Below are 25127 nucleotides of genomic sequence, written 5' to 3'. Positions count from 1 at the left end.
TGACATGTGGCCGCGGTTATTTCGCGTGCTCTGCCATGTAACGGTCGAGCACTGAATGAAAGTGGGCGATGACGACTTCCTCCTTGACCAGCGAGATGTGGTCGAGCCGGTCGTTGCGCAAGCCCAGCTGCTGGCGCGGCATCTGCACGTAATCCTGCTGAAGCGCCTCGAAATATTTGTGACTTCCCGGCGTATCCACTACGACCGCTTCGGCGCGAACGGCATCGCGAAACTCATCCGGCAGATAAATGTAACTGGTCACATGCCAGATGCACCGGTTCGGATCACCATCGGGGTGCGGTGCCGCCATGACCACGTGGCATTCGCCTGCGCGAACCGTCATGAAGTAGTTGGGGAACAGCACCCAGCCCTGGTTGTCGACCATCTGATTGTCGGTCAAGTCGCTAACATCGAGGCCCATGCCGGTCAGAACCTCACGGGTGGCCTGCTGCAGCAGTGCGCGGGCAGTGACGCCCTCCGGAAACGCGACGTTTCCGTCCTCGCCCAGGTAGGGCGCGAGGAGTTCTTGGAACCGCGGGATTACCGCGACCGTGCCGGGGAAGGTCTCGGGGAGGGCCATCATTCCGTCGACCTGCTGCCGGTCGCCGGCGCCAGCCACCTCAAATGGAGCCATTGCGACGCTGTGGTTTTCGAAGAACTGGTAGCGCGCTGTCGCCGGGTTGATGTGCAGCACCGCGAGCAGCTGGGGATGGATGCCGTTGATGTGGTAGCCCTCTTCGAAGGCGTCCATGACGACTTTCCAGTTGCAGTCGATGGCTTCCTTGACATCCATCACCGTGGTGAACTGGTCGATGTTGTAGGGCTCCAACAGGTTGTAGACCTCCTCCCCCAGGTACTCGCGCAGTGGTGCGGCGTGGGGGTCGGGGTTGAGGAAGATGAAGCCGGCGAACGTGTCGACCGGCACCTGGAGTAGTCCGTTGTCGGCCTTGTCGATGGTGCCGACGAGCTCTTCGCGCAGCATTCCGCGCAGTCTGCCCTCGAGGTCATAGGACCAGAGGTGATACTGACAGAGGAATCCGCGCTTGGCGTTGCCGGTCTCGGTGATGCAGAGCGCGTTGCCGCGGTGCCGGCACGCATTGACGAATCCGCGTAGCTTCTGGTCCTTTCCACGCGCAATGATGAAGGACTGGTCGTGGACCTCATACTTCTTCCAGTCGCCGACTTTCGGGAGATCCTCGACGCGGCCGGCGATCTGCCACACCTTCATCCAGATCGCGTCCCGCTCACGCGCGGCGTATTCGGGCGACGTGTAACGATCCGTCGGAATCGTCATCTTGTACGTGCCGGGCTTTACCTCGGCCAATCCCAGACCGGTTCCGGAATTCTGTTCGGCCCATTCACCGGGTCGTCTGGCTTGCAACACGGCAGTCCTCCTCGTCGACGACCGGAAGTCCGGTCGCATCGACATCGTGTGGTTGGTAGCGGCCCAGCGGCTTCAACGGCGTCCGCGCCGCGACTCCGCCTCTAGGAAGGGTGACCGCGACCATGTTATACATTGATGTATCGCCAATACAAGTGTGTATCGAAGTGGCTCGGGAGGTCCGCCATGATCTACCAACTCGATGTGATGGCCCACAGCGTCGCCGATGCCGTCGACTGCGCGGGAGGCTTAATCTGCGACCGCGCGCTCGCGGGCTGGCAGGTCAGAGTCTTCTCCAACGACTGCCACAGCACACTGCCTCTGAAGATCCTCGGCGCCGATACCGGCGGACGTCATGCACCAACCGATCCATTGCACTCCATCGCTGTAGCTGTTCAGCATGTCGTGGCGATGCCGATCGACTTGGTCGGTCCAGATGGCCGGGTGTCCGGTCCGGTCCGGAAGTCACTCGCTGGACGGCACATCGACGTGTTGCTGTGGGGACTGCATTTGCCAGAGCGACCGACCTACCTGCTCGAACCGGCTGGACACGACCTCAGTGCAGCCGCCCGAGCGTTCAAGGCCCGCGCAGCCCTCGTCGCAGGCCTCACTAGCCGAACCGGGGATCGCGAACAGTTCTGGGCCGCATCAGGAGTCGTCGACCAGCAGCAGCAAGTGTCGTTGCTCGAGCGGCGGGCAACCTCACCGCGACTCAACATGGTGGGAGGATGAAGACATGGCGGAACGTTGGACCCGAGAGCGACGGGCTGAGCACATCCGAAGCGTGCTGTTGGACGCCGCCGAGGAGGTCTTCGCACGCAAGGGGCTGAGCGGTGCTGCGCTGGAGGACATTGCCGACGTCGCGGGATTCACTCGGGGAGCGATCTATTCGCAGTTCGGCGCCAAGGAAAAGCTGTTTCTCGCCGTCGTCGAACGCCAACGACAGCAATTCCTCGACGGGTTCGCCGAAGTCATGCAGTCATTTCACACGACCGGTGACATCAACATCGACGAACTTGCCATTCGGTGGCGCGACCTCAGCAGCGGAACGGACAGGGCCGCATTGGGTTACGAGCTATCGCTCTTGCTGCTTCGAAATCCCGAAGCGCGCGAAGGCGTTGCGGCCCAACGGCTTGAAACGATTCGGGCACTGGGCGACTTCATTGATGAGAACGTCGCTCGAATCGGAGGCACGCTCAGCATCCCGGCGGAGACCTTGGCTCGCGTGGTGATCGCCGCCAGCGACGGAATCACGATCAGTAGTCACCTCGATGGCGAGGATCTGTACCGGCCGTATCTACAGCTGGTGATGTCGAGCATCCTCACCACCACGGTCAGTACGCCGCACTAACCGCTTTCGCGGCGGCGGCGGCCGAACGCAACGCGGCGTGAAGCTCTGTGGAGCTAAGGGGATTCGAAAACCCTGACCCTCTCGATGCGGACAATAGATTTAGACCTCGACCTGGGCTTTTGTCAGAACAAGTTCTGATGGTTAGACCACATAAGTCCAGCTCAGGACTGTTGGCCGTGATGGTCGTCGTGAACGCGAAATCCTGCGTGGGTCCCTGGTGGGTCCGGAGGGTGTCTAGGCAAGAGGTCAGCAAACTATTTGCGGGCGGTCGGGTGCGTGACCTGGGTGGCCGTTGCGGGGTTCGCGGGTAACGACGGGTCGACGTCGTCGGTGTGCAGGGTTGGGGGCGGACCATCCTGGGCACACAAGCACATGAGTGCAGTCGATGACCGCGTGATCGCGATCCGCATGTTCACGGTGCCAACTCTTCACGTCAACTTCGATTTGGTGGGCGAATATGCCGCTCTCGCTGCGCCGTGGGAGCGGATGCGCCTACTCGAACACCAAGACTCCGTCCTTGCCGACGAGGAGCACTTCCTTCAGCAGAGCGCGACTCTACAGAGGCTCTCGAAGGACGTCGGTCTACGAACATGCACATCGAACAATGGTGAAGCCATCGGCGACGGCGTCGTGGGAATCACTGACCTGCGTGGATTTCTGCCCGGCGATCCGGGCTACCTCCGTCGAGCAACCTGGCATGAATCCACGGCGGTGTGGTGCCACGAATGACGGCGGCTCGAAGCCCTCTGGATGCTTTCGGGTAGGACCCCGATCAGCTCCTGAATGGGTCCGAAAGGCCCTCGCGGGTCCGCTGCGCTAATCCTGCGCGGACCCCTGGTGGGTCCGGAGCCTTTGCGACTACCCTTCTGGCTAACTCTGATAGCTTCTCTACCTGCCAAAACTTGTGGAGCTAAGGGGAATCGAACCCCTGACCTTCTCGATGCGAACGAGACGCGCTACCAACTGCGCTATAGCCCCTTGTACCGGTAGCACAGGCTACCAGTGACGGTGCTGCGCTAGAAATCCGAGCTACTGACCAGCGGCGCGCGGCAGGTCGTACTCACGTGCGAACGGGGCATAGTCCAAATGCTCGAAGATCGGATCCTCGTCGTCGATCTCCAACACCACTGATCCGGGGCGCCGCAACCGGGCCGGAACGACGTCGAACTCCGGGTCGCGAGTGTTCTCGACGCCGAGGTGCGAGCGCATCATGCGCTGAGCCCGCCTGCGGCGCACCTGCTCCTCGATGCGCGTCTGCCGCCGCAGGTAGCCCAGGTACAGCACGGTCACCACGCCCACCGTGCCGCAGACCCACCAGAAGGTCGGGGACACCACGTACGCCGCGATGGCACTGCTCAGCAGTAGCGCTGACATGGCCATCAGCATTCGCTTGCGGAACCGGAACTTTCGCGCGCTCACCGCGGCGGCCGTCTTCGACTCGTAGGCGCGGCGACGTTCCTGCGACTTGGTGCCTGCGACGTGCAGGTCGGGGTCCGGCGACGCCTCGAGTCCCGACGAGTCGTCGACGTACTCGTAGTCGTAGTCGTAGTCGTCCGCGGCGGCGGTGGCGAATTCGTCGGTCATCGCTTCGTCGTCAGTCGCGAACTCGGCTTCCGCGTCGGCGTCGAACTCGTCCTCGTCCTCGAACTCCTCGTCGGTGCCTGTGACCTCGTCGACTTCCTGGAGGTCGTCGACCGTGAACGTCGCGGTGTTGTCGTCGAAGACCAGCGGTAGCACGGGCTCCTGGTCGAACGCCGTTCGCGCCGTCGCGCCAAGGGGCAGGGCGCCGGAGTCCTCGTCGACGACGTCGACGTCGAGGTACTCGGATTCGGCCTCGACCTTGGCGGCGGCCATCACCACGACGGCCTTTCGCGGGTCGGTGACGGGATCGTCGTCGTCGTACTCGTCGATCTCCTCGTGCGTCGGACGCCAGTCGGGGTCGCTGTGGTGGCCGGCGGCCGGCTTGCGGCGGCGCAGCAGGCGCGCGCCACTGCCGGTGTTCACCACGCGCGTCGCGAGCGCCACGTCACTGGTCCGGCGAACAGTGTCTCGCTTGCTGATCAACATCGGAACCAGGACGAACAACCACAGGACGACTAACGAGATCCACAGAAGGGATTGGGGAATGCTTGGCATGTCGCCGGCTCCTTTCCCCTTGAGGTTAGGTCCGTGACCAGCACATCCGGGGGCGACGCGCCGAGGTCAATTACACACCTGTAATTCGCCCATGACAAGCACATCCGTCCCATATGTCACAACTGCCACAGGTCTAGGCCCAATTTGCCTTTCCGTCGCGCACCAGCGCCGACGTTGCCGAGCCCGCCAGCTCCTCGACCGTGATGGCGACCAGGAGGTGGTCCCGCCACGCCCCGTCGACCTCCAGATAGCGCTTCAACAGACCTTCCTCGCGAAAGCGGGTCTTGGCCAGCACGGCTCGGCTCGGCGCATTCTCGGGCCGGACCGTCGCCTCGATCCGGTGCAGACCGACCGGACCGAAGCCGTGGTCGAGCCCCAGCGCCAGCGCAGCCGTCGCCACCCCGCCACCGTTGCGCTCCTTGGCCACCCAATACCCGATCCAAGCCGACCTCAGCGCTCCGTGCGTCACGTTGCCGATCGTGAGTTGGCCACAGAACTCGCCGTCGAGCTCGATCGCATAGGGCAGCATACGACCCCTGCGCGCCTCGGCGCGTAGACCGGAGCAGATCGAGGGCCATGCCGAAAGAGTGTGGCGCGCTTCCCAATTCACCTCGGCGACCGGCTCCCACGGCTCCAGATGAGCCTGATCGGCCAGCCGGAGGTGGCTCCACACCGCACCGTCGCGCAGCCGGACCGGGCGCAGCCGAACCAGACCCGCGGCTACCCGCAGCGGGCCAACGGCCTTCGGCCAGCCGGGATGCAGGGAAGGCGACCGCCAGAGGTTCATGTCGCTGCTTCGTCAGCCGCGCTGGGCGAGGAAGGCCACGTCCACGATCTCGCCGGTACGGACCTGCTCCGCATCGCTGGGGATCACCACCAGGCAGTTCGCCTCGGCCAGCGTCGCCAACAGGTGCGACGACGCACCGGGCGCCCCGCCGAGTGCCTGCACCAGATATTCACCGGTGTCCTGATCGCGCATCAACTGACCGCGAAGATAGCCCTTGCGCCCGGCCACCGACGAGATCGGCGACAGCGTGCGGGCCTGGACGACGCGCCGCAACGGCTGCCGCTTGCCCAGCGACATCCGGATCAGCGGACGCACCATCACCTCGAACACCACCAGCGCGCTGACCGGGTTCGCGGGCAAGAGGAACACCGGAACCCCGTCGCGCCCCAGCTGCCCGAAGCCCTGCACGGACCCGGGATGCATCGCGATCCGCGCCACCTCCATGTCCCCGAGCTCGGACAGCACCGCGCGCACGCTCTCGGCGGCGGTGCCCCCCACCGCGCCGGCGATCACCAGCACCTCGGCGCGGTTGATCTGCCCCTCGACGACGTCGCGCAACGTCTTGGATTCGGTGTCCACGATGCCGACGCGGTTGACCTCGGCCCCGGCATCGCGCCCCGCCGCTGCCAGCGCATAGGAGTTGACGTCGTATACCTGTCCGTTGCCCGGCGTGCGCGAGACGTCGACCAGCTCGCCGCCGACGCTCATCACCGACAGCCGCGGCCGTGGATGCACCAGCACCCGCTCGCGTCCGACCGCGGCGAGCAGCCCCACCTGCGCCGCACCGATGATCGTTCCGGACCGCACCGCCACGTCACCCGGCTGGACGTCGTCACCGGTACGACGGACGTAGGCGCCCGACCGCACCCCGCGCAGCACCCGCACCCTGGAGTCGCCGCCATCAGTCCAGCGCAGCGGCAGTACCGCGTCGGCCAGCGTCGGCATGGGCGCACCCGTCTGCACGCGCGCCGCCTGCCGGGGCTGCAATCGGCTCGGCGTCTTGGCGCCCGCTTCGATGACACTCATCACGGGCAGGCTCACCTCGGCCGCGCCGCCCTCGTCACCGTCTTCACCGCCGTCGACGCCGAGGACGTCGACGCTGCGCACCGCGTAACCATCGATCGCCGCCTGGTCGAAGCCGGGCAACGGACGTTCGGTGACGACCTCCTCGGCGCACATCAGTCCCTGCGCCTCGGCAATGGCCACCCGCACGGGTCTAGGGGCCACCGCGGCGGCGGCCACCCTGGCTTGCTGCTCCTCCACCGAACGCACTCGTGTGCCTTTCTCCAGTCGCGGAGCCTCCACGCTAGTCAGTTGGCGCCAAGACCCAACCGCTCGACCAACCAGCGCCGCAGTTCGGGTCCGTAGTCGTCACGCTCCAACGCAAAGTCAACACAAGCCTTGAGGTATCCGCCGGGATTTCCCAGGTCGTGTCGGCGTCCGCGGTGCACGACGACGTGTACCGGGTGGCCCTCCTCGATGAGCAGGGCAATCGCATCGGTCAGCTGAATCTCACCGCCAACACCCTTCTGCACCCTGCGCAGCGCGTCGAAGATCGCGCGGTCCAAGACGTATCGTCCTGCCGCGGCATACAGCGACGGCGCGTCCTCGGCCTTCGGCTTCTCCACCATGCCCTTGACGCGCAACACATTCGGGTTCACGGCGTCGGGTACCACCTCGACGTCGAACACGCCGTAGGCACTGATCTCGTCGGCGGGCACCTCGATCGCGCACAGCACCGATCCCCCGCGCTTGGCGCGCACCTTCGACATCGTCTCGAGGACACCGGTCGGCAGCACCAGATCATCGGGCAGCAGCACCGCCACCGCGTCCTCGTCATCGTCGAGGCTCGGCTCGACGCAACTCACCGCGTGCCCAAGGCCCAACGGTTCGGCCTGGACCACGGACTCGACCTTGATCAGCGCCGGTGCGCGACGCACCTTCTCCAGCATCACCTGTTTGCCGCGGGCTTCGAGCGTGCCCTCGAGGACCAGGTCCTCGACGAAGTGCGCGACGACGCCGTCCTTGCCGGCCGAGGTGACGATGATGAGCCGTTCGGCACCCGCCTCGGCGGCCTCGGCCGCGACGAGTTCGATACCCGGGGTGTCGACGACGGGCAGCAACTCCTTCGGCACCGTCTTCGTCGCAGGTAGGAAGCGCGTTCCCAAACCTGCTGCCGGAACGATCGCGGTGCGCGGGATCGGCACCAGAGCCCGTGTGGTCATCGTTCACACCCTAATGGCATCGGCACCACGCAACCCGGCAAGCCTTCGATCTGCGGCGTGACATCGTGAAGCCATGCAGGCGACGAAGGCGGAACTCCGCACCGCCATTCTGTCGGCTCGCCGCGGCGTTGCCACCGAGGTGCGCCGCGCCGAGAGCGACGCGCTGCGCGCTTACGTCGCCGAGCTGGCGCAACCGGGAACGACCATGTGTGCCTATGTCCCCGTCGGCTCCGAACCCGGTTCGCCCGCCATGCTCGACGCGCTGTTGGTGGCCGGCGCAAAGGTGCTGCTACCCGTCGCCCGCGACGACGAACACGGCCGCCCGATGCCGCTGAGCTGGGGTGAGTTTCGCGGTGAGCTGGTCGCGGCTCCCTTCGGGCTGCGCGAACCACCCCCGCCCTGGCTACCAGCGGCGGCAATCGGTGCCGCAACGGCGGTCATCGTCCCGGCTCTCGCCGTCGACCGCGCCGGCGTCCGACTCGGCCGGGGCGCGGGCTTCTACGACCGTTCGCTGACGCTGGCGGATCGGGCCGCGCGGATCATCGCCGTGGTCCGCGACGACGAGATCGTCGCCCACCTCCCCGGCGAATCCCACGACGTACCGATGACCCATGCCCTGACTCCCGGTCGTGGCCTGATCGCACTCGGCGGAGCGCGCTAGCAGCCGGCGAGCACCCGCTCCATGGCCCGCTTCTCCTTGGCCGACACCCCCAGCCGGTAGGCCATCTTCACCGCCACCTGCCGCGCCACGAACTCGCACCGGAACGCCGCGTTGGGCGGCAGCCAGCTCGCGGCATCACGAAACGCCTTGTCGAAGTTGGCATCTCCCCCGACGGCCAGCAGGTTGCGCGGATCGTTGGCGAAGTCGCGCCGACGCCGGTCGTCCCAATCGGCGGCGCCCTTGTACCAGGCGTCCGACAGCGAGACGACGTGGTCGATCTGGACCGCACCGGAGGTGTCCGGGCCGCGCTGAAACGCGATCGCCTCGTTGCGGTAGGGGTCGAGCAGCGTCCCGCTCTGGGCGAAGCACGTGCCCGGCCGCATGGTCAGGTCGATGAGGTCCCGACGCAGGATGTCGTCGCGGGTGTTGCAGCCGTTGTGGCCGAACTCGACGTCGACGTCGTCGCTCCAGGCCTCGCCGAATCGGGACCGCGCGAAGTCCGACGCCGCCCGCCGGCTCGTGACCTCGAGCCGTCCGACGTCGGCTCTCGTCTGGTCGTATCGGACGTCGGCGGAGGCCTGTGCCGGGGTGGCCGGCGCCGGCCGCTCGGACTCCACGGGAACCCGAAGCCACACGACGGCACCGATGACGATGACGGCGGCGATCGCGACCATCGCCGCGGAATGACCCGGCCCACGTAGCGGTTCTAGCACTTGGGCAGCTAGAGTGCTAACAAGTTTTCGTCATTTCGCGGAGGTTTTGGTGCCGACCTATTCGTACGCATGTACCGAGTGCGACAACCGCTTCGACGCGGTGCAGGCGTTCACGGACGATGCCCTGACGACGTGCCCGAAGTGCTCGGGCAGGTTGCGCAAGCTCTTCGGCTCCGTGGGCGTGGTCTTCAAGGGCAGTGGTTTCTACCGCAACGACAGCCGCGACACGTCCGCGAGCACCATCAACGGCTCGAGCAATAGCGGTGAATCGTCGTCCCCCTCCTCGGACAAGCCCGCGGAGAAGTCCGCCGACAAGCCCGCCGAGAAGTCGAAGCCGGCGGAGAAGACGTCAGCCGGTTCGGACAAGTCCGGCTCCAGCTCGGGATCCTCGGGCAAGCCGAGCTCCACCGCCGCAGCTTCCAGCTAGAAGTTATCCACAGGCCGTTCCGCACCCCCTCCCGCTCCGCGCACCCGCTGCCTAGCGTGGCGGCATGGGGGAATCGCTCAATCCGACGCTGACGTCTCGCGTCGTCCACGGGCTCCGGCCGGACTGGACGCGGACGCTGATGGCTCGGCGCGTGGCGGCGGCAGCCCTGGTCCTGCTGGCCGCCGCGGCGGCACTGCGCCCGGATCCCAGGGACGGCCGAGCCGACGTCGTCGTGGCGGCGCGCGACCTGGCTCCGGGCGTCGAACTGGCCGTCGATGACCTCCGGCTCGAATCGCATTCGGCGACAAGCATTCCGGATGGCTCGCAGACCGACCCCACCGATCTGATCGGTGCGACGCTCACCGGTCCCGCGCGGCGAGGCGAGGTGCTCACCGACGTCAGGGTGCTCGGTTCGCGACTCGCCGACGCGGCCGCCGGGCCGGACTCGCGCATCGTGCCCATCCATCCGGCCGACGCCGCGCTCCTCGACCTGGTGCGCGCGGGCGACGTCGTCGACGTGCTGGCCCTCTCGGCGCCGTCCGGGGCCTCGCTGGGCAGCGACCCCGCCGAGGCGCGGCCACGAGTGGTCGCCAGCAATGCCGTGGTGGTCCTGGTATCCGCCAAGACGCAGGACGTGCGCCGCGACGGCGTCGTATTGATCGCGCTACCCGTCTCGGCGGCGAATGAGGTAGCCGGCGCCTCGTTGTCACAGGCGATGACGCTGACGTTTCACTGACATCACCGCATCGCGGATCGTCCCGGGGCTAGCGTGGACCGCCAGCGGTCCGGCAAGCGGCCGTCGACACAGAGAAGGGAACTGGCGTGCTAAAGGGTTTCAAGGAGTTTCTCTCTCGAGGCAACATCGTCGACCTGTCCGTCGCCGTGGTCATCGGCACCGCGTTCGCAGCGCTGGTCAAGACGTTCACCGATGCCATCATCACGCCGCTGACCAGCCGCATCGGTGCCAGCGGTACCGACGTCGGCGTGCTGCAGGTCGATATCGGCGGCGGGCAGATCATCGATCTGAACCTGTTGATCTCCGCGGCCATCAACTTCATCCTGGTGGCCGCGGTCGTGTACTTCCTGGTGGTCATGCCCTACAACCGGCTGCGCAAGAAGGGCGAGGTCGAGCAGGCCCAGGACACCGAGCTGAGCCTGCTCACCGAGATCCGCAATCTCATGAAGGACGGCACCAGCGCCGAGACCGTCACCGGACCCGGCACGGGACCCAGCCCGGACACGGCGACGTACACGAGCGCCGACCGGTAACGGCCACCAACGAGAACAGCCCCCGGCCCAATGGCCGGGGGCTGTTCTCGATGAACTAGGGAGTTAGTTCATGTTCCACGGTTCGCCGTACGTGGTGACGCTGTCACCCGTCGACGCGATGAGCCGTGCGAACGGACGCAGGAGCACGCCGCCGGCAGCGCCGGTGACCGTTCCGTGAGCGTTCGAGACCGCGACCCCACCCGAGGGACCGGAGACGTCGACCGAGAAGGTCGCCACTTCCTGGATACCGGGGCCGTTGCCGAGGTCAGCGCTGATGGACACACCCGGGAACAGGTTCGGGGTGATGACCTGCAGCGGGTTCGCCGGCGTCGCGTCGTCGAGCAGGATGTTCGGTGTGGTGTAGCTGAAGTTGATGCCAACGCCCAGCGACCAGGGGAAGCCGATCTGGTAGCCCAGTTCCAGCGTGCCCTCGAACTCATCGGCGCCGGGGCCGGCGACGATGAACTTGGCCCGGCCCGAGTGGAACCACTCGCGGGTGAGGCGGTTGCGGTCGAGCGGGAACACACCGTTGAGGAAGGTGTCCCACTGTTGGACCGTCAGGGTCCGGTCCTGGCCATCGACCAGGCTCAGCTCGTTGTCCAAACCTGCGTGAGAGGTGCCCGTGCTGGTAAGAAGCGCCGCTAGCGCAGCTACCAGAGCGACCAGCACCCGACTGATTGCCTTCATGTTCTCCCTAGCTTGTCGTGACGAACCCTCGGGGTCCGCCGTTTCCTGTGAGTGCCCGGCTCTACCGCTAAGCCTGACACCCCGCAAGCCCTTCATGTGAGGGGAATTAAAAACCTCACATGTTGTTCTTACGAATTGCTCATCGTTGACAGCAGAAACATAACGGCGAGGCATCCGGCGGGCAACGCGTACACATCCCGACGGCCAGCCGCGCCGAGCGCCGGGCATAGTTTGCCCGAAGGCGTCGGCGGGGAAGGCGCGCGGTCCGCCGAGCGCAGCCCGAGGACCGGATGCGGCTCAACCCCCGCATAGCAAGGGGCGCCGGGGGTTGTGTTCAGCCACTGGATATCTCAGGCGCAGGCGGGAAAACGACAGCTCAGCCGTGGTGCGGTGGGACGTTATCCCGCAACCACTCGTCGCGATCGGCCGCACCTTCGGGCCGGGTGTCGTCCCATTCGTCCTTGGTGGTTTCGGGTAGCGAATTACCGAAGATCTCGTTAACTGAATGATCCTTTTTTGGGTGCTGTGGTGTCATGCCGATGCTCCAGTGTGACGAAGATCACACTGGGCGTCGGATAGCCGTTCACGCCCCGTTAACACAATCTGGCGAAGGTTCTTCCGGATTGACGGCAAGGCAAGCTCGCGGGGTGCGTGCGACCCGCCGTCGCCCGCCCACTTCGAGGGCACCAAGACGCTAGATATCCAGGCTGGACAACTGGCCGATGATCTGGACGGCCAACGGGCCCAGCGTGGCCATGCCGTCGCGGACCGCACCGCGGGATTCGGCGATGTTCACGACCAGCGTGCTGCCCGAGATGCCGGCCAACCCTCGCGAGACACCGGCGTCGACGATCCCGGCCGACAGGCCGGACGCGCGCAGCGCCTCCGAGATACCGAGGAGTTCGCGGTCGAGAATCGTCCGGGTGGCTTCGGGCGTGACGTCACGCGGCGTCACGCCGGTGCCTCCCACGGAGACCACCAGATCCACCCCGCCGATGACGGCGGTGTTGAGGGCATTGCGGATCTCGACTTCGTCGGCCGAGACCACGACGACCCCGTCGACGACGAACCCCGCCTCACCCAACAACTCGGTGACCAGCGGGCCATTGTGGTCCTTTTCATCACCATGAGCCGTCCGGTCGTCGACGACGACGACCAGCGCGCGGCCCACCAATTCCCCTGGCTGTTCCATGAATGCCACCGTATATCCCGACACCGACGGCGGCGCGGCCATCCTCAGCAATGGACCTCCCGAAACGACGGTCACTGCTGCGCCTTGCCGAGGGTGACGTCCACCGTCTGCGGCTTCCCCGAGGTGTCGAGGTAGGTGAGCGTGACCTTCTCACCAGGGGCCCTGGAGCGTACGGCCGCCACCAGAGCGTCGGCGCTGCCGATCACCCTGTCATCGACCTTGGTGACGACGACACCGCTGGGCAGGCCCGCCGACGCTGCTGCCCCATCGGCGGTGACGTCGACGATCTTGGCACCGTCCACACCGGCGTCGTTGCCCACCTGAACACCCAGGGAGGCGTGCGATGCGGTGCCGCCCTGGATCAGCTCGTCGGCGATGCGCTTGGCCTGGTCGACGGGAATGGCGAAGCCGAGCCCGATAGAACCGCTCTGCGACTGCCCCGAGTCCCCACCGAGGGTCGCGATGGCCGAGTTCACACCGACCAGTTCGCCGTTCATGTTCACCAGCGCCCCACCCGAGTTGCCCGGGTTGATCGCGGCGTCGGTCTGAATGGCGTCCAGCACCGTGTTCTGGTTCTGTGCGTCACCACCCGCGGCGACCGGCCGGTTCAACGCACTGACGATCCCCGTCGTGACGGTCCCCTCGAGCCCCAACGGTGAGCCGATGGCGACGACGTCCTGACCGACCCGCAGATTGCCCGACGATCCGAGCGTGATGGGGGTCAGGCCCGTGGCGCCCGCGGCCTGAACGACGGCGATGTCACTGCTGGGATCGGTGCCCACCACCTTGAAGGTCGTCGTCGCGCCATTGGCGAAGGTGACCTTGGTCTGCACTCCGGCGGGCGCCCCGGGACCGCCGTTGGCCGCCGCCACCACGTGGTTGTTGGTGAGGATGAGACCGTCGTTGGACAGGATGATGCCCGACCCCTCCTCGGACTGCCTGCCCATGTCGGTCTCGAGCTTGACCACGCTGGGCACCACCTTGGCCGCCACCTGCTCCACCGACCCAGCGGGAAGGCTCGCGGCCGGTTCGCTGGGTGTGGCACCGCCGAGCGACGAACTCAGCGCTGGCCTGCCTGGCTCCACCAACGTCGCGACGCCACCACCGATGCCAGCGGACACCACGGCGATCGCGAGCGCTCCGACCGTCAAACGTCCTGCGCGGGAACGCTTTTGGGGAGCCACCGGCGGTGGCGGCATCATCCGCGTCGGATCGCCGGTGCGGTAGGGGTCGTGCGGTCCACGGTAGGACTGCGGCGGTTGCGTGGCGTAACGCCAGTCGAATGACTGCTGCGGAGACGCACCGGTCGGGTGCTGGCCGGGGTAGCCCGGCACCGCGCCTTCGTGCGCACCCGGCCGATGTCCGGGCGGCGGTGGCGGCGAGTACCTCGGGTGGTTCGTCATGGCGAGTGGCTGCTCTTCTTTCGAGTAGTAAGCGTCAGCGGTCTGTCGTGACAACGAAGCGGTGGTCTCGACAGTGCCCCGTTGGGCTGAGAATCCACTTAGAGATCAATCGGGACTTGCCCAGATTTGTCGCAGACTCAACCCCAGTTCACCCATTCTCGGGGCTCCCGGTTACGGCGTCCACCGCACCACCCGGGCGTGTCGTGGCCATGTCGTCACCGGGCTCGGTCAGTAGCCGGCCGGGAAGCACCAGGTGGATCGACGCCCCCGGCGGGTTCCCGCGCGGCACGGTGTCGTCGATCCACAGTGCGCCACCGTGTTTCACGACGACCTGCTTGACGATCGCCAGACCCAGCCCGGAACCCGTCATCGCCCGCGCCGACGTCGACCGGTAGAAGCGCTCGAATACCAGCTGACGTTCGGCGGGCGGGATGCCCGGACCCAGGTCGGAGACGACCAGCTGGGCCTGCCGCGGATCGACCTGCGCCATCCGCACCGCGACCCGGCCGCCCGGCGGACTCCACTTCGCGGCATTGTCGAGGAGGTTGAGCACGGCCCGCGACAGCCCCGCCTCGTCGCCGTGTACCTGCCACCGAATGGTGTGGACGTCGAATTCGATGTCGTTACGGCGCCGCCGAACTCGTTCCAGACTGCGATCGACGACCTCGGACAGGTCGACCGGCTCGTGAATCGTGACACCGGCTTCGTCCCTGGTGAGATCCACCAGGTCGCCCACCAGCGTGGAGAGTTCCTCGATTTGTGCGATCACGTCGGTGCGCAGCCCGGCCATCTCCTCCTCGGGAATGCTCGGCGCACCGGGCACCATGGACGCCATCAACAGTTCGACGTTGGTGCGCAACGAGGTCAACGGCGTGCGCAGTTCGTGGCCCGCATCGGTGACGAGCCTGGCCTGACGCTCCCGCGACTCGGTCAGCGCCCGCAACATCATGTTGAACGCCTCGGTGAGCCGGGCGAGTTCGTCGTTGCCGTGCACGGGGATCGGGCGCAGGTCGTCGGTTCTGGCGACGCGCTCCGCGGCATCGGTCAGTCTCGCCACCGGCCGCAATCCCGTGCGGGCGACGGTGCCGCCGGCGATGGCGGCGACGGCCATGCCCAGGCCGCCGACGATCAGCAGGATGGTGCCCAGCCGTTTGATCACCTTGCCCGTGGGGTCGAGGCTCTTCGAGATCAGCAACGAGTCACCGTCGGGCAGATGGACCGCCAACACACGCTGAAAGTTGACGGTACGCAACGACATTCGCAGCGTTCCCTCGATGACGTCCTTCTCCGGCGCCCCGAGCGGCAGTGTCTGCCCCTCCTGGTTGGCGGTGTAGATCGACCGGCCCGGCATCACGAACATGGCGTTGACGTCGGAGTATGCCGTGCCCTCGATCGCCTTGCCGGGGTCGACGGCCAGCAGACCACTCTCGATGAGCAGTCGCGCTCGGATCTGCAGTTGGTTGTCGATGTCGTTGTAGAGGGCCCGCGACACCACCGCGTACACCGCGAGAGCCATCAGGATGACGACCATCGCCACCATCGACATGGCCAGCAGCATCACCCGCCAACGCAGCGACACCGAACTGGCGTCGTGGGTGACGAACGAACGCACATCGGCCGAACGCCGCTCGCGGGACCGCCACCAGAACGGCGACTTGACCGAACCCATCAGGGCGGGGTCTCACGCAGCACGTAGCCGACGCCGCGGACGGTGTGGATGAGTCGTTGCTCCCCTTCCGCTTCCGTCTTGCGGCGCAGATAGCCGACGTACACCTCGAGGGCGTTGCCGGACGTCGGGAAGTCAAATCCCCACACTTCCTCGAGGATGCGGCCGCGGGTGAGCACGCGACGCGGGTTGGCGATCAACATCTCCAGCAGCGCGAACTCGGTCCGCGTCAGGCTGATTTGGCGTTCCCCCCTGGTGACTTCCCGCGTCACCGGATCGAGGCTCAGATCCGAGAAGGTCATGGTCGCCGAGTCCCGGTCGTCGGGCAGCACCCGCCGCCGGAGCAGGGCCCGCATACGCGCGAGCAGCTCTTCGAGGGCGAACGGCTTGGGAAGGTAGTCGTCGGCGCCGGCGTCGAGCCCCGCGACCCGCTCGGAGACGGAGTCCCTGGCGGTGAGGACGAGGATGGGCAGGTCGTCACCGGTGCTGCGCAGCTGACGGCAAACTTCCAGGCCGTCCAGCCTCGGCATCATGACGTCGAGCACCAAGGCGTCGGGCCGGTCGCTGCCGATCATCTCCAAGGCTTCGAGGCCGTCCTGCGCTAGATCGACCGTATAACCGTTGAACGCGAGGGACCGGCGCAGGGATTCGCGCACAGCGCGATCGTCGTCAACCACGAGTATGCGCACAGCCACAGTTTCAACCCAGTGTCTGAGACTGGCCTGAGAGGCGCGCCGCCGGCCGGGTCATTTCCCCGGTCGCGGCGCTCCTGCACCGAACGATCAGTGGGTCAGCGGCGGTCGAGGTTGATCAGGCCGAGCCGAGCGGCCTTGAGCAGACGACGCGGCACCTTGTGCTGCTGACCTGCGACATTGACGTTCACCAGGCCGGTGGCCTCGGTCTTCCACTGCGACCGCCGACTACGGGTGTTCGACCGCGACATTCTCCGCTTGGGCACAGCCATGGTGGAGCTTCTCCTCTTGAGATTCTTGCTTTGGGAATGCCGCGCACACCCCAGTCTCCCGGCGGCGTCGGCAATTGCCCCTCAGGATAGCCGGATAGCTGCTCAGCCTCCAAAATCGGCCGGTGCGGTGACCGTGACGACCGGATCACTCACGACGCACAGCACGACGAGGTCGCGGGTGGTGTAGATCGAGTTGGTCGTCGCGGGGTCGCATTCGTTCGCATGTGCGACCTGCGCCGTCACCCGGTAGTCGCGGCCCGGATCCGTGCATGACACCGCGGTCACGTAGAGCAGATTGCTGTTCTGGAAGGCCCGGTGATCGTTGGGATAGTCGATGCAGGTACCCACCGGGAACTCGGCAGCCATCCCGGACGATGCGGCGGATGCCGGCCCCGCGACGCCGAGGGCAAGCGCTCCACAGGCAACGACGGACCACACGGCGGCGGGAGCGTTCATAGGGGGACTATAGGTCGCGGGCGTGCCTGGCCTGGGTGTTTTCGACGGCCACTGCGCACCCCTTGACGCGTGACCCGTGGTACCGGCTAACCTACCGGCCTACCGGTTGGTTGAACCGTCGACGGCGATGGGAGCTTGGGGAATTTGGCTCACCCAGACGTGAAGCCCGTTCGGATCGGGAACTGCTCGGGGTTCTACGGTGACCGACGCGCCGCCATGCGCGAGATGGTCACCGGCGGCGAGCTCGACTACGTCACCGGCGACTATCTGGCCGAGCTCACGATGTTGATCCTGGCCCGCGACCGCGCGAAGTCCCCGGAACGCGGCTACGCCAAGACCTTCCTCACTCAGCTGGAGGAGTCTCTCGGCACCGCGCTCGACCGCGGGGTCAAGATCGTCGCCAACGCGGGCGGTCTCAACCCGGCGGGCCTGGCGTCGGCCGTGCGCGCGCTGGCCGAACGGCTCGGGCTCGCGGTGAACGTCGCCCACGTCGAAGGTGACGACCTGGTGGCTCGCGCCGCCGAGCTGGGTCTCGGCACTCCCCTCGCCGCGAACGCCTACCTGGGCGCGTGGGGCATCGTCGACTGCCTCGAGGCCGGCGCAGACGTGGTCGTGACCGGGCGGGTCACCGACGCATCGGTCATCGTGGGACCCGCCGCGGCCCACTTCGGCTGGCGTCGCACCGATTACGACGCCCTCGCCGGTGCCGTCGCCGCGGGTCACGTCATCGAGTGCGGCACGCAGGCCACCGGCGGTAACTTCGCGTTCTTCACCGAGGCGGCCAACGGTGCCGACCTCTTGCATCCCGGGTTCCCGATCGCCGAGATCCACGCCGACGGGTCATCGGTCATCACCAAGCACCCCGGCACCGGCGGGCTGGTGAGCACCGACACCGTCACTGCACAGCTGCTCTACGAGATCGGCGGCGGGCGATACGCCAACCCCGACGTCACCCTGCGCGTCGACAGCCTGACGCTGAGCGACGTGGGGCCCGACCGCGTGCGCATCAGCGGTGTGCGAGGCGAACCGCCGCCGCCGACGCTCAAGGTGTCGCTCAACGCCATCGGCGGCTTCCGCAACGCGATGACGTTCGTGCTGACCGGTTTGGACATCGAGGCCAAGGCAGACCTGGTGCGACGACAGCTCGAAGCCGGCCTGACGGTGAAGCCCGCCGAGCTGGAATGGACGCTGGCGCGCACCGATCACCCCGACGCCGACACCGAGGAGGCCGCCAGCGCCCTGCTGCGCTGCGTGGTCCGCGATCCCGACCCCGCCAACGTCGGACGCCAGTTCTCCTCGGCGGCAGTCGAATTGGCACTGGCCAGCTACCCGGGGTTCACCACCACCGCACCGCCCGGCGACGGTCAGGTGTACGGGGTGTTCACGGCGGGCTACGTCGACGCCGGCGCGGTGCCGCACGTCGCCGTGCACGCCGACGGCACCCGCAGCGACATCGCCGTGGCCACCGCGACCAAGGTGCTCGAACCCGTCGACGCGCCCGCCCTGCCGGAACCCCTGCCCACGGGACCGACCCGACGAGTACCGCTGGGCACCGTCGCCGGTGCCCGCAGCGGTGACAAGGGCGGCAACGCGAACGTCGGCGTGTGGGTGAGAACAGACGACCAGTGGCGCTGGCTCGCCCACGCGCTCACCGTCGACAAGCTGCGCGAAATGCTGCCGGAGACAGCCGATCTGCCGGTCACCAGGTACCTGCTGCCCAACGTGCGCGCCGTGAACTTCGTCATCGAGGGCATCCTCGGCAAGGGGGTGGCCCATCAGGCCCGCTTCGACCCCCAGGCCAAGGGGCTCGGCGAGTGGCTGCGCGCCCGCCATCTCGACATCCCGGAGGAGCTGTGGTGAACATCTGGACGACGCCCGAGCGTGATCAGCTGCGAAAGACGGTGCGCACGTTCGCCGAACGCGAGATCCTTCCGCACGTCGACGAGTGGGAACGCACCGGCGACATACCTCGCGAGCTTCACCTCAGGGCCGGCGAGGCGGGCCTGCTCGGGGCGGGTATGCCCGAATCCGTCGGCGGCGGTGGCGGCGACGGTGCCGACGCCGTGGTCATCTGCGAGGAGATGCACCAGTCGGGCGCCCCGGGCGGGGTGTTCGCCTCGCTGTTCACCTGCGGCATCGCGGTGCCCCACATGACCGCCTCGGGCGACGAGCGGTTGATCGAGACCTACGTGCGACCGACGTTGCGCGGGGAGAAGATCGGCTCGTTGGCGATCACCGAGCCCGGTGGCGGGTCCGACGTCGGGCATCTCAAGACCACCGCGCGCCGCGACGGTGACGACTACGTCATCAATGGCGCCAAGACCTACATCACCTCCGGGGTGCGGGCCGATTACGTGGTCACCGCCGCCCGCACCGGTGGACCGGGCGCCGGGGGCGTCTCGCTGATCGTGGTGGAAAAAGACGGCCTCGGCTGCTCACCTGGACTGCAAGTCAGCCGCAAGCTGGAGAAGATGGGCTGGCGTTCGTCGGACACCGCCGAGTTGTCCTACACCGACGTCCGGGTGCCGGCGGCCAACCTGATCGGCGAGGAGAACACCGGCTTCCTGCAGATCGCGGGGGCCTTCGTCAGCGAACGCGTCGGGCTCGCCGCCCAGGCCTACTCCAGTGCCCAGCGCTGTCTCGACCTGACCGTCGAATGGTGTCGCAACCGGGAAACCTTTGGTAAGCCGCTGATCTCGCGACAGCAGGTACAGAACACCCTGGCCGAGATGGCCCGCCGGGTCGACGTGGCGCGGGTGTACACCCGGGCGTTGGTCGAGCGGCAACTCGCCGGTGACACCAACCTGATCACCGAGGTCTGCTTCGCCAAGAACACGGCGGTCGAGTCGGGTGAGTGGGTCGCCAACCAGGCAGTCCAACTGTTCGGGGGCATGGGCTACATGGCCGAGAGCGAGGTCGAGCGGCAGTACCGCGACATGCGGATCCTCGGGATCGGCGGTGGCACCACGGAGATCCTCACCGGTCTGGCCGCCAAGACGCTGGGATATCAGGCATGACTGCCCTCAAGTCACTCGTCGACGTCAAGGGTCCCGCATTCAGCGCGGCCGCCGAGGCCATGGCCGTCAAGCTCACCGAACTGGACGCCGAGCACGCCAAGGCACTAGCGGGCGGTAGCGCCAAGGCCGTCGAGCGTCATCACGCCCGCGGCAAGCTGACGCCCCGCGAACGCATCGAGTTGCTTGTCGATCCCGACGCGCCGTTCCTCGAGTTGAGTCCACTCGCCGCGTGGGGCAGCGACTTTCACATCGGCGCCAGCGTGGTCACCGGAATCGGCGTCGTCGAGGGCGTGGAATGCCTGATCGTCGCGAACGACCCGACCGTCAAGGGTGGCACCAGCAATCCGTGGACGCTGCGCAAGATACTGCGCGCCAACCAGATCGCCCGCGAGAACCGGCTGCCCGTGATCTCGCTGGTCGAATCCGGTGGCGCGGACCTGCCGACCCAGAAGGAGGTCTTCATCCCGGGCGGTCAGATGTTCCGCGACTTGACGCGGTTGTCGGCCGCGGGCATTCCCACCATCGCCCTGGTGTTCGGCAACTCCACCGCGGGCGGCGCCTACGTGCCGGGCATGTCGGATCACGTGGTGATGATCAAGGAACGGTCGAAGGTGTTCCTCGCCGGGCCGCCGTTGGTGAAGATGGCCACTGGCGAGGAATCCGACGACGAATCTCTGGGCGGCGCCGAGATGCATGCCCGCACCTCGGGTTTGGCCGACTACTTCGCCTTCGACGAGCTCGACGCCATCCGCATCGGCCGTCGCATCGTGGCCCGGCTCAACTGGCACAAGGCCGGACCGGCGCCAGGACCGGTGCGCGAGCCGCTGTTCGACGCCGACGAGCTGATCGGCATCGTGCCCGCCGACCTCCGCGTGCCGTTCGACCCACGCGACGTGATCGCCCGGATCGTCGACGGCTCCGAGTTCGACGAGTTCAAGCCGCTCTACGGCGGATCACTGGTCACCGGCTGGGCCACGCTGCACGGTTACCAGATCGGCATCCTCGCCAACGCCCGCGGTGTGCTGTTCAGCGAGGAATCGCAGAAGGCCACCCAGTTCATCCAGCTGGCTAACCGGTCGGATACGCCACTGTTGTTCCTGCACAACACGACCGGCTACATGGTCGGCAAGGCGTACGAGGAAGGGGGGATGATCAAACACGGCTCGATGATGATCAATGCCGTTTCCAACTCCACCGTGCCGCACATCTCGCTACTACTCGGGGCCTCGTACGGCGCGGGCCACTACGGCATGTGCGGGCGTGCCTACGACCCGCGCTTCCTGTTCGCCTGGCCCAGCGCGAAGTCCGCGGTCATGGGCGGCACCCAGCTGGCCGGTGTCATCTCGATCGTCAGCCGCGCCGCCGCCGAGGCCCGCGGTCAGCAGGTCGACGAGGATGCCGACGCCGCACTCCGCGCCGCGATCGAGGCCCAGATCGACGCCGAGTCGCTGCCGATGTTCCTGTCTGGCCGCATGTTCGATGACGGTGTCATCGATCCCCGCGACACCCGGACGGTGCTGGGACTGTGTCTGTCCGCCATCGCCAACGGTCCGATCGAGGGGACGTCGAACTTCGGCGTCTTCCGGATGTGAGCGCCCCCATGCCCACGACCCCGGCGATTTCGGCGCGCTTACCGTCGCTGAGCGATCGAAAGCGCGCCGAAATCGCCAAAGTTCTGGTCGCCAACCGCGGTGAGATCGCCCGCCGCGTGTTCGCCACCTGCCGGCGCCTCGGCATCGGCACGGTCGCCGTGTACACCGCGCCCGACGCAGGGTCCCCCCACGTCGCCGAGGCCGACGTCCGCGTGCGGCTCGACGGCCGCAACGGCTATCTCGACGCCGCGCAGCTGATCGCCGCCGCGCGGGCATCCGGTGCCGACGCGATCCATCCCGGCTACGGATTCCTCTCCGAGAACGCCGAATTCGCCGCGGCCGTGATCGCTGCCGGGTTGACGTGGATCGGCCCGCCGGTCGCCGCGGTGCAGGCGATGGGCAGCAAGATCGAGGCCAAGAAGATGATGGCCGCGGCGGGCGTACCGGTGCTCGACGAGCTCGACCCCGAGACCGTGAGCGCCGATCAACTACCGGTGCTGATCAAGGCGTCGGCCGGCGGCGGTGGCCGTGGCATGCGGGTGGTTCGCGAACTCGCCGATCTGCCCACGCAGGCGGAGGCGGCCCGCCGCGAAGCCCAGTCCGCCTTCGGCGATCCGACGGTGTTCTGCGAGCGCTACCTCGCGACCGGCCATCACGTCGAGGTGCAGGTGATGGCCGACGCGCACGGCACGGTGTGGGCGGTCGGTGAACGCGAGTGCTCCATCCAGCGCCGCCACCAGAAGATCATCGAGGAAGCCCCGTCCCCGCTCGTCGAACGCATCCCGGGGATGCGCGCCAAGCTCTTCGAGGCGGCTCGACTGGCCGCCGAGGCGATCGGCTACACCGGCGCGGGGACCGTCGAGTTCATGGCGGATGACGTCGGCGACTTCTTCTTCCTCGAGATGAACACCCGTCTGCAGGTCGAGCACCCCGTCACCGAGGAGACCACCGGGCTCGATCTCGTCGAGCTGCAGCTGCTCGTCGCCGACGGCGGCCGGCTCGATGCGGAAGCGCCACCCGCGCACGGGCATTCGATCGAGGCCCGGCTCTACGCCGAGGACCCGGCCAAGGGGTGGCAGCCCCAGGCCGGGCCCATCCACCGCTTCGAGGTGCCCCCGACACCGACCCGGTTCGCCCTGATCGGCCGCACCGGCGTGCGCGTCGACTCCGGGGTGGTCGACGGCTCGACGGTGTCGGTGTTCTACGACCCCATGCTCGCCAAGGTCATCTCCTACGCCCCGACGCGGCGCCAGGCAGCGAGCCTCCTGGCCGACGCGTTGAGCCGCACTCGTCTGCACGGGATCACGACCAATCGCGATCTGCTGGTGAACGTGCTGCGGCACCCGGCGTTCCTCGACGGTGCCACCGACACCGCGTTCTTCGATACTCACGGGCTGGACGTACTGGCCGCGCCGTTGGCCGATCCCTCGGCGCCCGCGCTGTCGGCGGTGGCCGCCGCCCTGGCCGACGCATCCGAGAACCGCAGGGCGGCAACCGTTCTCGGTCAACTTCCCAGCGGTTGGCGCAATCTCGCGTCAGGCTTCCAGACCAAGGTCTACCTGGACGCCGGGGGCGAGGAGCACGCGGTGCGATACCGCATCGGCCGCGGCGGCCTCGAACTCGACGGAGCGGACGTCGTGACCCTGGTGTCGTCGACGCCGACGAGCGTGGTCCTGGCGACCGACGGGGTGGAACGGCCGTTCGACGTCGCCCGCTACGGCGACGACGTGTTCGTCGACTCACCGCTCGGGCCCGTTCGCCTCAGGGCGATACCCCGCTTCCCCGATCCCGATTCGGCCGTCGCGCAGGGCTCGCTCCTGGCCCCGATGCCGGGTGCGGTCACCACGATCGCGGCATCGGTCGGCGACCGCGTCACGACCGGTCAGGCACTGATTTGGTTGGAGGCCATGAAGATGGAGCACACCATCGCCGCCCCCACCGACGGCGTGCTCGCCGAGCTCAACGTGACGGCCGGCCAACAGGTCGACGTCGGCTTCGTCATGGCCCGCATCGAAAAACCCGAAGGAGAATGATGAGCTTCATCGAGACCGACGAGCAGCAGGAACTGCGCAAGGCCGTCGCGGCCATGGCCGCCAGCTATGGACCGGACTACTACCTGGAGAAGGCCCGGTCCGGTGGGCACACCACCGAATTATGGAGCGAAGCAGGCAAACTCGGCTTCATCGGGGTGAACCTTCCCGAGGAGTACGGCGGCGGCGGTGCGGGCATGTACGAGCTGGCACTGGTCATGGAGGAGATGTCGGCGAACGGCTGCGCGCTGTTGATGATGGTCGTGTCCCCCGCCATCAACGGCACCATCATCGGCAAGTTCGGCACGCCAGCGCAGAAGAAGCGCTGGATTCCCGGTATCGCCGACGGATCGATCACGATGGCCTTCGCCATTACCGAACCCGACGCCGGCTCGAACTCGCACCGGATCACCACCACGGCCCGCCGCGACGGTGACGACTGGATCCTGTCGGGGCAGAAGGTGTACATCTCCGGTGTCGATCAGGCGCAGGCGGTGCTCGTCGTGAGTCGGATGGCCGAAGCCAAGACGGGCAACCTCAAGCCCGCGCTGTTCATCGTCCCGACCGACACGCCCGGCATGTCGTGGACGAAGATCGACATGGAGATCGTCAGCCCGGAGAACCAGTTTCAGCTGTTCTTCGACGAGGTGCGCCTGCCCGCCGACGCCCTGGTCGGCGCGGAGGACGCCGCGATCGCGCAGCTCTTCGCCGGCCTCAACCCCGAGCGCATCATGGGCGCCGCGAGCGCGGTCGGGATGGGTCGCTTCGCGCTAAATAAGGCCGCGGACTACGTCAAGACCCGCCAGGTGTGGAAGACCCCGATCGGCGCGCACCAGGGCATCTCGCACCCGCTGGCGCAGAACTACATCGAGATCGAACTGGCCAAGCTGATGATGCAGAAGGCCGCCACCCTCTACGACGCCGGTGACGACTTCGGTGCCGCCGAGGCAGCGAACATGGCCAAGTATGCGGCGGGCGAAGCCTCGGTGCGTGCCGTGGACCAGGCCGTGCAGTCCCTCGGCGGCAATGGGCTGACCAAGGAGTACGGCATCGCGTCGGTGCTCACGGCGTCGCGGCTGGCGCGCATCGCTCCGGTCAGCCGCGAGATGATCCTGAACTTCATCGCGCAGACGTCGCTGGGCCTGCCCCGGTCGTACTGATCGGCGGGCA

The 25127-nt window shown here is 67.1% G+C and carries 25 protein-coding genes and 1 tRNA gene; 12 read left to right on the top strand and 14 right to left on the bottom strand.

The window, feature by feature from the left end; translation table 11 throughout:
• Positions 1–16: 16 nt before the first annotated feature.
• Positions 17–1384 carry an aromatic ring-hydroxylating oxygenase subunit alpha gene (locus QUE68_RS05275; RefSeq protein ID WP_284232908.1) on the bottom strand — a complete coding sequence of 456 codons (1368 nt, stop codon included), beginning with the start codon at positions 1382–1384 and terminating at the stop codon, positions 17–19.
• 183 nt (positions 1385–1567) lie between these two features.
• Between QUE68_RS05275 and QUE68_RS05270 the strand changes: the two genes are divergently transcribed.
• The 3 genes from QUE68_RS05270 to QUE68_RS05260 all read left to right on the top strand — a co-directional run bounded on the left by QUE68_RS05270 (position 1568) and on the right by QUE68_RS05260 (position 3461).
• Positions 1568–2113 carry a hypothetical protein gene (locus QUE68_RS05270; RefSeq protein WP_284232906.1) on the top strand — a complete coding sequence of 182 codons (546 nt, stop codon included), beginning with the start codon at positions 1568–1570 and terminating at the stop codon, positions 2111–2113.
• A gap of 4 nt (positions 2114–2117) precedes the next feature.
• The gene (locus QUE68_RS05265) at positions 2118–2732 is read left to right on the top strand and encodes a TetR/AcrR family transcriptional regulator (protein WP_284232904.1); all 615 of its coding nucleotides are present in this window, start codon (positions 2118–2120) and stop codon (positions 2730–2732) included.
• Between the two features lie 393 nt (positions 2733–3125).
• Positions 3126–3461, top strand: coding sequence for a hypothetical protein (locus tag QUE68_RS05260; RefSeq protein ID WP_284232901.1), 336 nt, complete (start codon positions 3126–3128; stop codon positions 3459–3461).
• Positions 3462–3637: 176 nt separating this feature from the next.
• Here QUE68_RS05260 and QUE68_RS05255 read toward each other — a convergent pair.
• The 5 genes from QUE68_RS05255 to QUE68_RS05235 form a co-directional block, all read right to left on the bottom strand.
• A tRNA-Ala gene (locus QUE68_RS05255) sits at positions 3638–3710 on the bottom strand.
• 51 nt (positions 3711–3761) lie between these two features.
• A complete protein-coding gene (gene sepX, locus QUE68_RS05250; protein ID WP_284232899.1) occupies positions 3762–4868 on the bottom strand; it encodes a divisome protein SepX/GlpR in 1107 nt (368 codons plus the stop codon).
• 133 nt (positions 4869–5001) lie between these two features.
• Complete coding sequence (locus QUE68_RS05245; RefSeq protein ID WP_284232897.1) at positions 5002–5655, bottom strand: GNAT family N-acetyltransferase; 654 nt, start codon at positions 5653–5655, stop codon at positions 5002–5004.
• A 12-nt stretch (positions 5656–5667) separates the two neighbouring features.
• Positions 5668–6927, bottom strand: coding sequence for a molybdotransferase-like divisome protein Glp (glp, locus tag QUE68_RS05240; RefSeq protein ID WP_284224942.1), 1260 nt, complete (start codon positions 6925–6927; stop codon positions 5668–5670).
• A gap of 38 nt (positions 6928–6965) precedes the next feature.
• On the bottom strand, positions 6966–7880 hold the full coding sequence (locus QUE68_RS05235; RefSeq protein ID WP_284232895.1) for a UTP--glucose-1-phosphate uridylyltransferase: 915 nt from the start codon (positions 7878–7880) through the stop codon (positions 6966–6968).
• 73 nt (positions 7881–7953) lie between these two features.
• Here QUE68_RS05235 and QUE68_RS05230 point away from each other — a divergent pair, with 73 nt between their 5' ends.
• Positions 7954–8541, top strand: a complete 588-nt coding sequence (locus QUE68_RS05230) for a 5-formyltetrahydrofolate cyclo-ligase (protein ID WP_284232893.1) — start codon at positions 7954–7956, stop codon at positions 8539–8541.
• Here the strand turns inward: QUE68_RS05230 and QUE68_RS05225 are convergent.
• Complete coding sequence (locus QUE68_RS05225; RefSeq protein WP_286275225.1) at positions 8538–9254, bottom strand: HNH endonuclease family protein; 717 nt, start codon at positions 9252–9254, stop codon at positions 8538–8540. The genes QUE68_RS05230 and QUE68_RS05225 overlap by 4 nt on opposite strands.
• A 49-nt stretch (positions 9255–9303) precedes the next feature.
• Between QUE68_RS05225 and QUE68_RS05220 the strand changes: the two genes are divergently transcribed.
• The 3 genes from QUE68_RS05220 (at position 9304) to mscL (ending at position 10950) form a co-directional block, all read left to right on the top strand.
• Positions 9304–9681, top strand: a complete 378-nt coding sequence (locus QUE68_RS05220; RefSeq protein ID WP_284232890.1) for an FmdB family zinc ribbon protein — start codon at positions 9304–9306, stop codon at positions 9679–9681.
• A gap of 64 nt (positions 9682–9745) precedes the next feature.
• Entirely contained in the window at positions 9746–10417 is a 672-nt protein-coding gene (locus tag QUE68_RS05215; protein ID WP_284232889.1) for an SAF domain-containing protein, read from the top strand.
• An 86-nt stretch (positions 10418–10503) separates the two neighbouring features.
• A complete protein-coding gene (mscL, locus tag QUE68_RS05210; RefSeq protein ID WP_284232887.1) occupies positions 10504–10950 on the top strand; it encodes a large-conductance mechanosensitive channel protein MscL in 447 nt (148 codons plus the stop codon).
• A gap of 63 nt (positions 10951–11013) precedes the next feature.
• Here the strand turns inward: mscL and QUE68_RS05205 are convergent, their stop codons facing one another.
• From QUE68_RS05205 to QUE68_RS05175, 7 genes are all read right to left on the bottom strand, one after another.
• Entirely contained in the window at positions 11014–11637 is a 624-nt protein-coding gene (locus QUE68_RS05205) for an MspA family porin (RefSeq protein WP_284232886.1), read from the bottom strand.
• 694 nt (positions 11638–12331) lie between these two features.
• Positions 12332–12871 carry a MogA/MoaB family molybdenum cofactor biosynthesis protein gene (locus tag QUE68_RS05200; protein WP_455013396.1) on the bottom strand — a complete coding sequence of 180 codons (540 nt, stop codon included), beginning with the start codon at positions 12869–12871 and terminating at the stop codon, positions 12332–12334.
• Between the two features lie 29 nt (positions 12872–12900).
• Positions 12901–14232, bottom strand: coding sequence for a S1C family serine protease (locus tag QUE68_RS05195; protein WP_286275224.1), 1332 nt, complete (start codon positions 14230–14232; stop codon positions 12901–12903).
• A 148-nt stretch (positions 14233–14380) separates the two neighbouring features.
• Positions 14381–15901, bottom strand: a complete 1521-nt coding sequence (locus tag QUE68_RS05190) for a HAMP domain-containing sensor histidine kinase (RefSeq protein WP_455012826.1) — start codon at positions 15899–15901, stop codon at positions 14381–14383.
• Positions 15901–16587: a response regulator transcription factor gene (locus QUE68_RS05185; protein WP_284232880.1), complete on the bottom strand. Its 687-nt coding sequence runs from the start codon at positions 16585–16587 to the stop codon at positions 15901–15903. Before QUE68_RS05185 ends, QUE68_RS05190 begins: the two co-directional genes overlap by 1 nt.
• A 101-nt stretch (positions 16588–16688) precedes the next feature.
• Entirely contained in the window at positions 16689–16862 is a 174-nt protein-coding gene (gene rpmF / locus QUE68_RS05180; RefSeq protein ID WP_284232878.1) for a 50S ribosomal protein L32, read from the bottom strand.
• A gap of 102 nt (positions 16863–16964) precedes the next feature.
• Entirely contained in the window at positions 16965–17318 is a 354-nt protein-coding gene (locus QUE68_RS05175) for a hypothetical protein (RefSeq protein WP_284232877.1), read from the bottom strand.
• 216 nt (positions 17319–17534) lie between these two features.
• Here QUE68_RS05175 and QUE68_RS05170 point away from each other — a divergent pair, with 216 nt between their 5' ends.
• The 5 genes from QUE68_RS05170 to QUE68_RS05150 are packed head-to-tail and all read left to right on the top strand — an operon-like array spanning position 17535 to position 25117.
• The gene (locus QUE68_RS05170; protein ID WP_286275745.1) at positions 17535–19178 is read left to right on the top strand and encodes an acyclic terpene utilization AtuA family protein; all 1644 of its coding nucleotides are present in this window, start codon (positions 17535–17537) and stop codon (positions 19176–19178) included.
• Positions 19175–20335 carry an acyl-CoA dehydrogenase family protein gene (locus QUE68_RS05165; RefSeq protein WP_286275223.1) on the top strand — a complete coding sequence of 387 codons (1161 nt, stop codon included), beginning with the start codon at positions 19175–19177 and terminating at the stop codon, positions 20333–20335. Before QUE68_RS05170 ends, QUE68_RS05165 begins: the two co-directional genes overlap by 4 nt.
• Positions 20332–21927 (top strand): acyl-CoA carboxylase subunit beta, encoded by a 1596-nt coding sequence (locus QUE68_RS05160; protein WP_284232875.1) that lies wholly within the window; start codon positions 20332–20334, stop codon positions 21925–21927. The genes QUE68_RS05165 and QUE68_RS05160 overlap by 4 nt, the downstream gene beginning before the upstream one ends.
• An 8-nt stretch (positions 21928–21935) precedes the next feature.
• Positions 21936–23960: an acetyl/propionyl/methylcrotonyl-CoA carboxylase subunit alpha gene (locus QUE68_RS05155; RefSeq protein ID WP_284232874.1), complete on the top strand. Its 2025-nt coding sequence runs from the start codon at positions 21936–21938 to the stop codon at positions 23958–23960.
• Complete coding sequence (locus tag QUE68_RS05150) at positions 23957–25117, top strand: acyl-CoA dehydrogenase family protein (RefSeq protein WP_284224919.1); 1161 nt, start codon at positions 23957–23959, stop codon at positions 25115–25117. The genes QUE68_RS05155 and QUE68_RS05150 overlap by 4 nt, the downstream gene beginning before the upstream one ends.
• The last annotated feature ends 10 nt before the right edge of the window (positions 25118–25127 follow it).

The sequence above is a fragment of the Mycolicibacterium sp. TUM20985 genome, from assembly GCF_030295745.1.
Lineage (GTDB): Bacteria > Actinomycetota > Actinomycetes > Mycobacteriales > Mycobacteriaceae > Mycobacterium.
This window is presented reverse-complemented; position numbering and strand designations above follow the sequence as displayed.

Coding starts and splice junctions, on each gene's coding strand:
- QUE68_RS05270 (WP_284232906.1), top strand. CDS start 1,568: ATGATCTACCAACTCGATGTGATGGCCCACAGCGTCGCCGATGCCGTC.
- QUE68_RS05265 (WP_284232904.1), top strand. CDS start 2,118: ATGGCGGAACGTTGGACCCGAGAGCGACGGGCTGAGCACATCCGAAGC.
- sepX (WP_284232899.1), bottom strand. CDS start 4,868: ATGCCAAGCATTCCCCAATCCCTTCTGTGGATCTCGTTAGTCGTCCTG.
- QUE68_RS05245 (WP_284232897.1), bottom strand. CDS start 5,655: ATGAACCTCTGGCGGTCGCCTTCCCTGCATCCCGGCTGGCCGAAGGCC.
- QUE68_RS05235 (WP_284232895.1), bottom strand. CDS start 7,880: ATGACCACACGGGCTCTGGTGCCGATCCCGCGCACCGCGATCGTTCCG.
- QUE68_RS05230 (WP_284232893.1), top strand. CDS start 7,954: ATGCAGGCGACGAAGGCGGAACTCCGCACCGCCATTCTGTCGGCTCGC.
- QUE68_RS05215 (WP_284232889.1), top strand. CDS start 9,746: ATGGGGGAATCGCTCAATCCGACGCTGACGTCTCGCGTCGTCCACGGG.
- QUE68_RS05205 (WP_284232886.1), bottom strand. CDS start 11,637: ATGAAGGCAATCAGTCGGGTGCTGGTCGCTCTGGTAGCTGCGCTAGCG.
- QUE68_RS05200 (WP_455013396.1), bottom strand. CDS start 12,871: ATGGCCGCGCCGCCGTCGGTGTCGGGATATACGGTGGCATTCATGGAA.
- QUE68_RS05195 (WP_286275224.1), bottom strand. CDS start 14,232: ATGACGAACCACCCGAGGTACTCGCCGCCACCGCCGCCCGGACATCGG.
- QUE68_RS05190 (WP_455012826.1), bottom strand. CDS start 15,901: ATGGGTTCGGTCAAGTCGCCGTTCTGGTGGCGGTCCCGCGAGCGGCGT.
- rpmF (WP_284232878.1), bottom strand. CDS start 16,862: ATGGCTGTGCCCAAGCGGAGAATGTCGCGGTCGAACACCCGTAGTCGG.
- QUE68_RS05175 (WP_284232877.1), bottom strand. CDS start 17,318: ATGAACGCTCCCGCCGCCGTGTGGTCCGTCGTTGCCTGTGGAGCGCTT.
- QUE68_RS05170 (WP_286275745.1), top strand. CDS start 17,535: ATGCGCGAGATGGTCACCGGCGGCGAGCTCGACTACGTCACCGGCGAC.
- QUE68_RS05160 (WP_284232875.1), top strand. CDS start 20,332: ATGACTGCCCTCAAGTCACTCGTCGACGTCAAGGGTCCCGCATTCAGC.
- QUE68_RS05155 (WP_284232874.1), top strand. CDS start 21,936: ATGCCCACGACCCCGGCGATTTCGGCGCGCTTACCGTCGCTGAGCGAT.
- QUE68_RS05150 (WP_284224919.1), top strand. CDS start 23,957: ATGATGAGCTTCATCGAGACCGACGAGCAGCAGGAACTGCGCAAGGCC.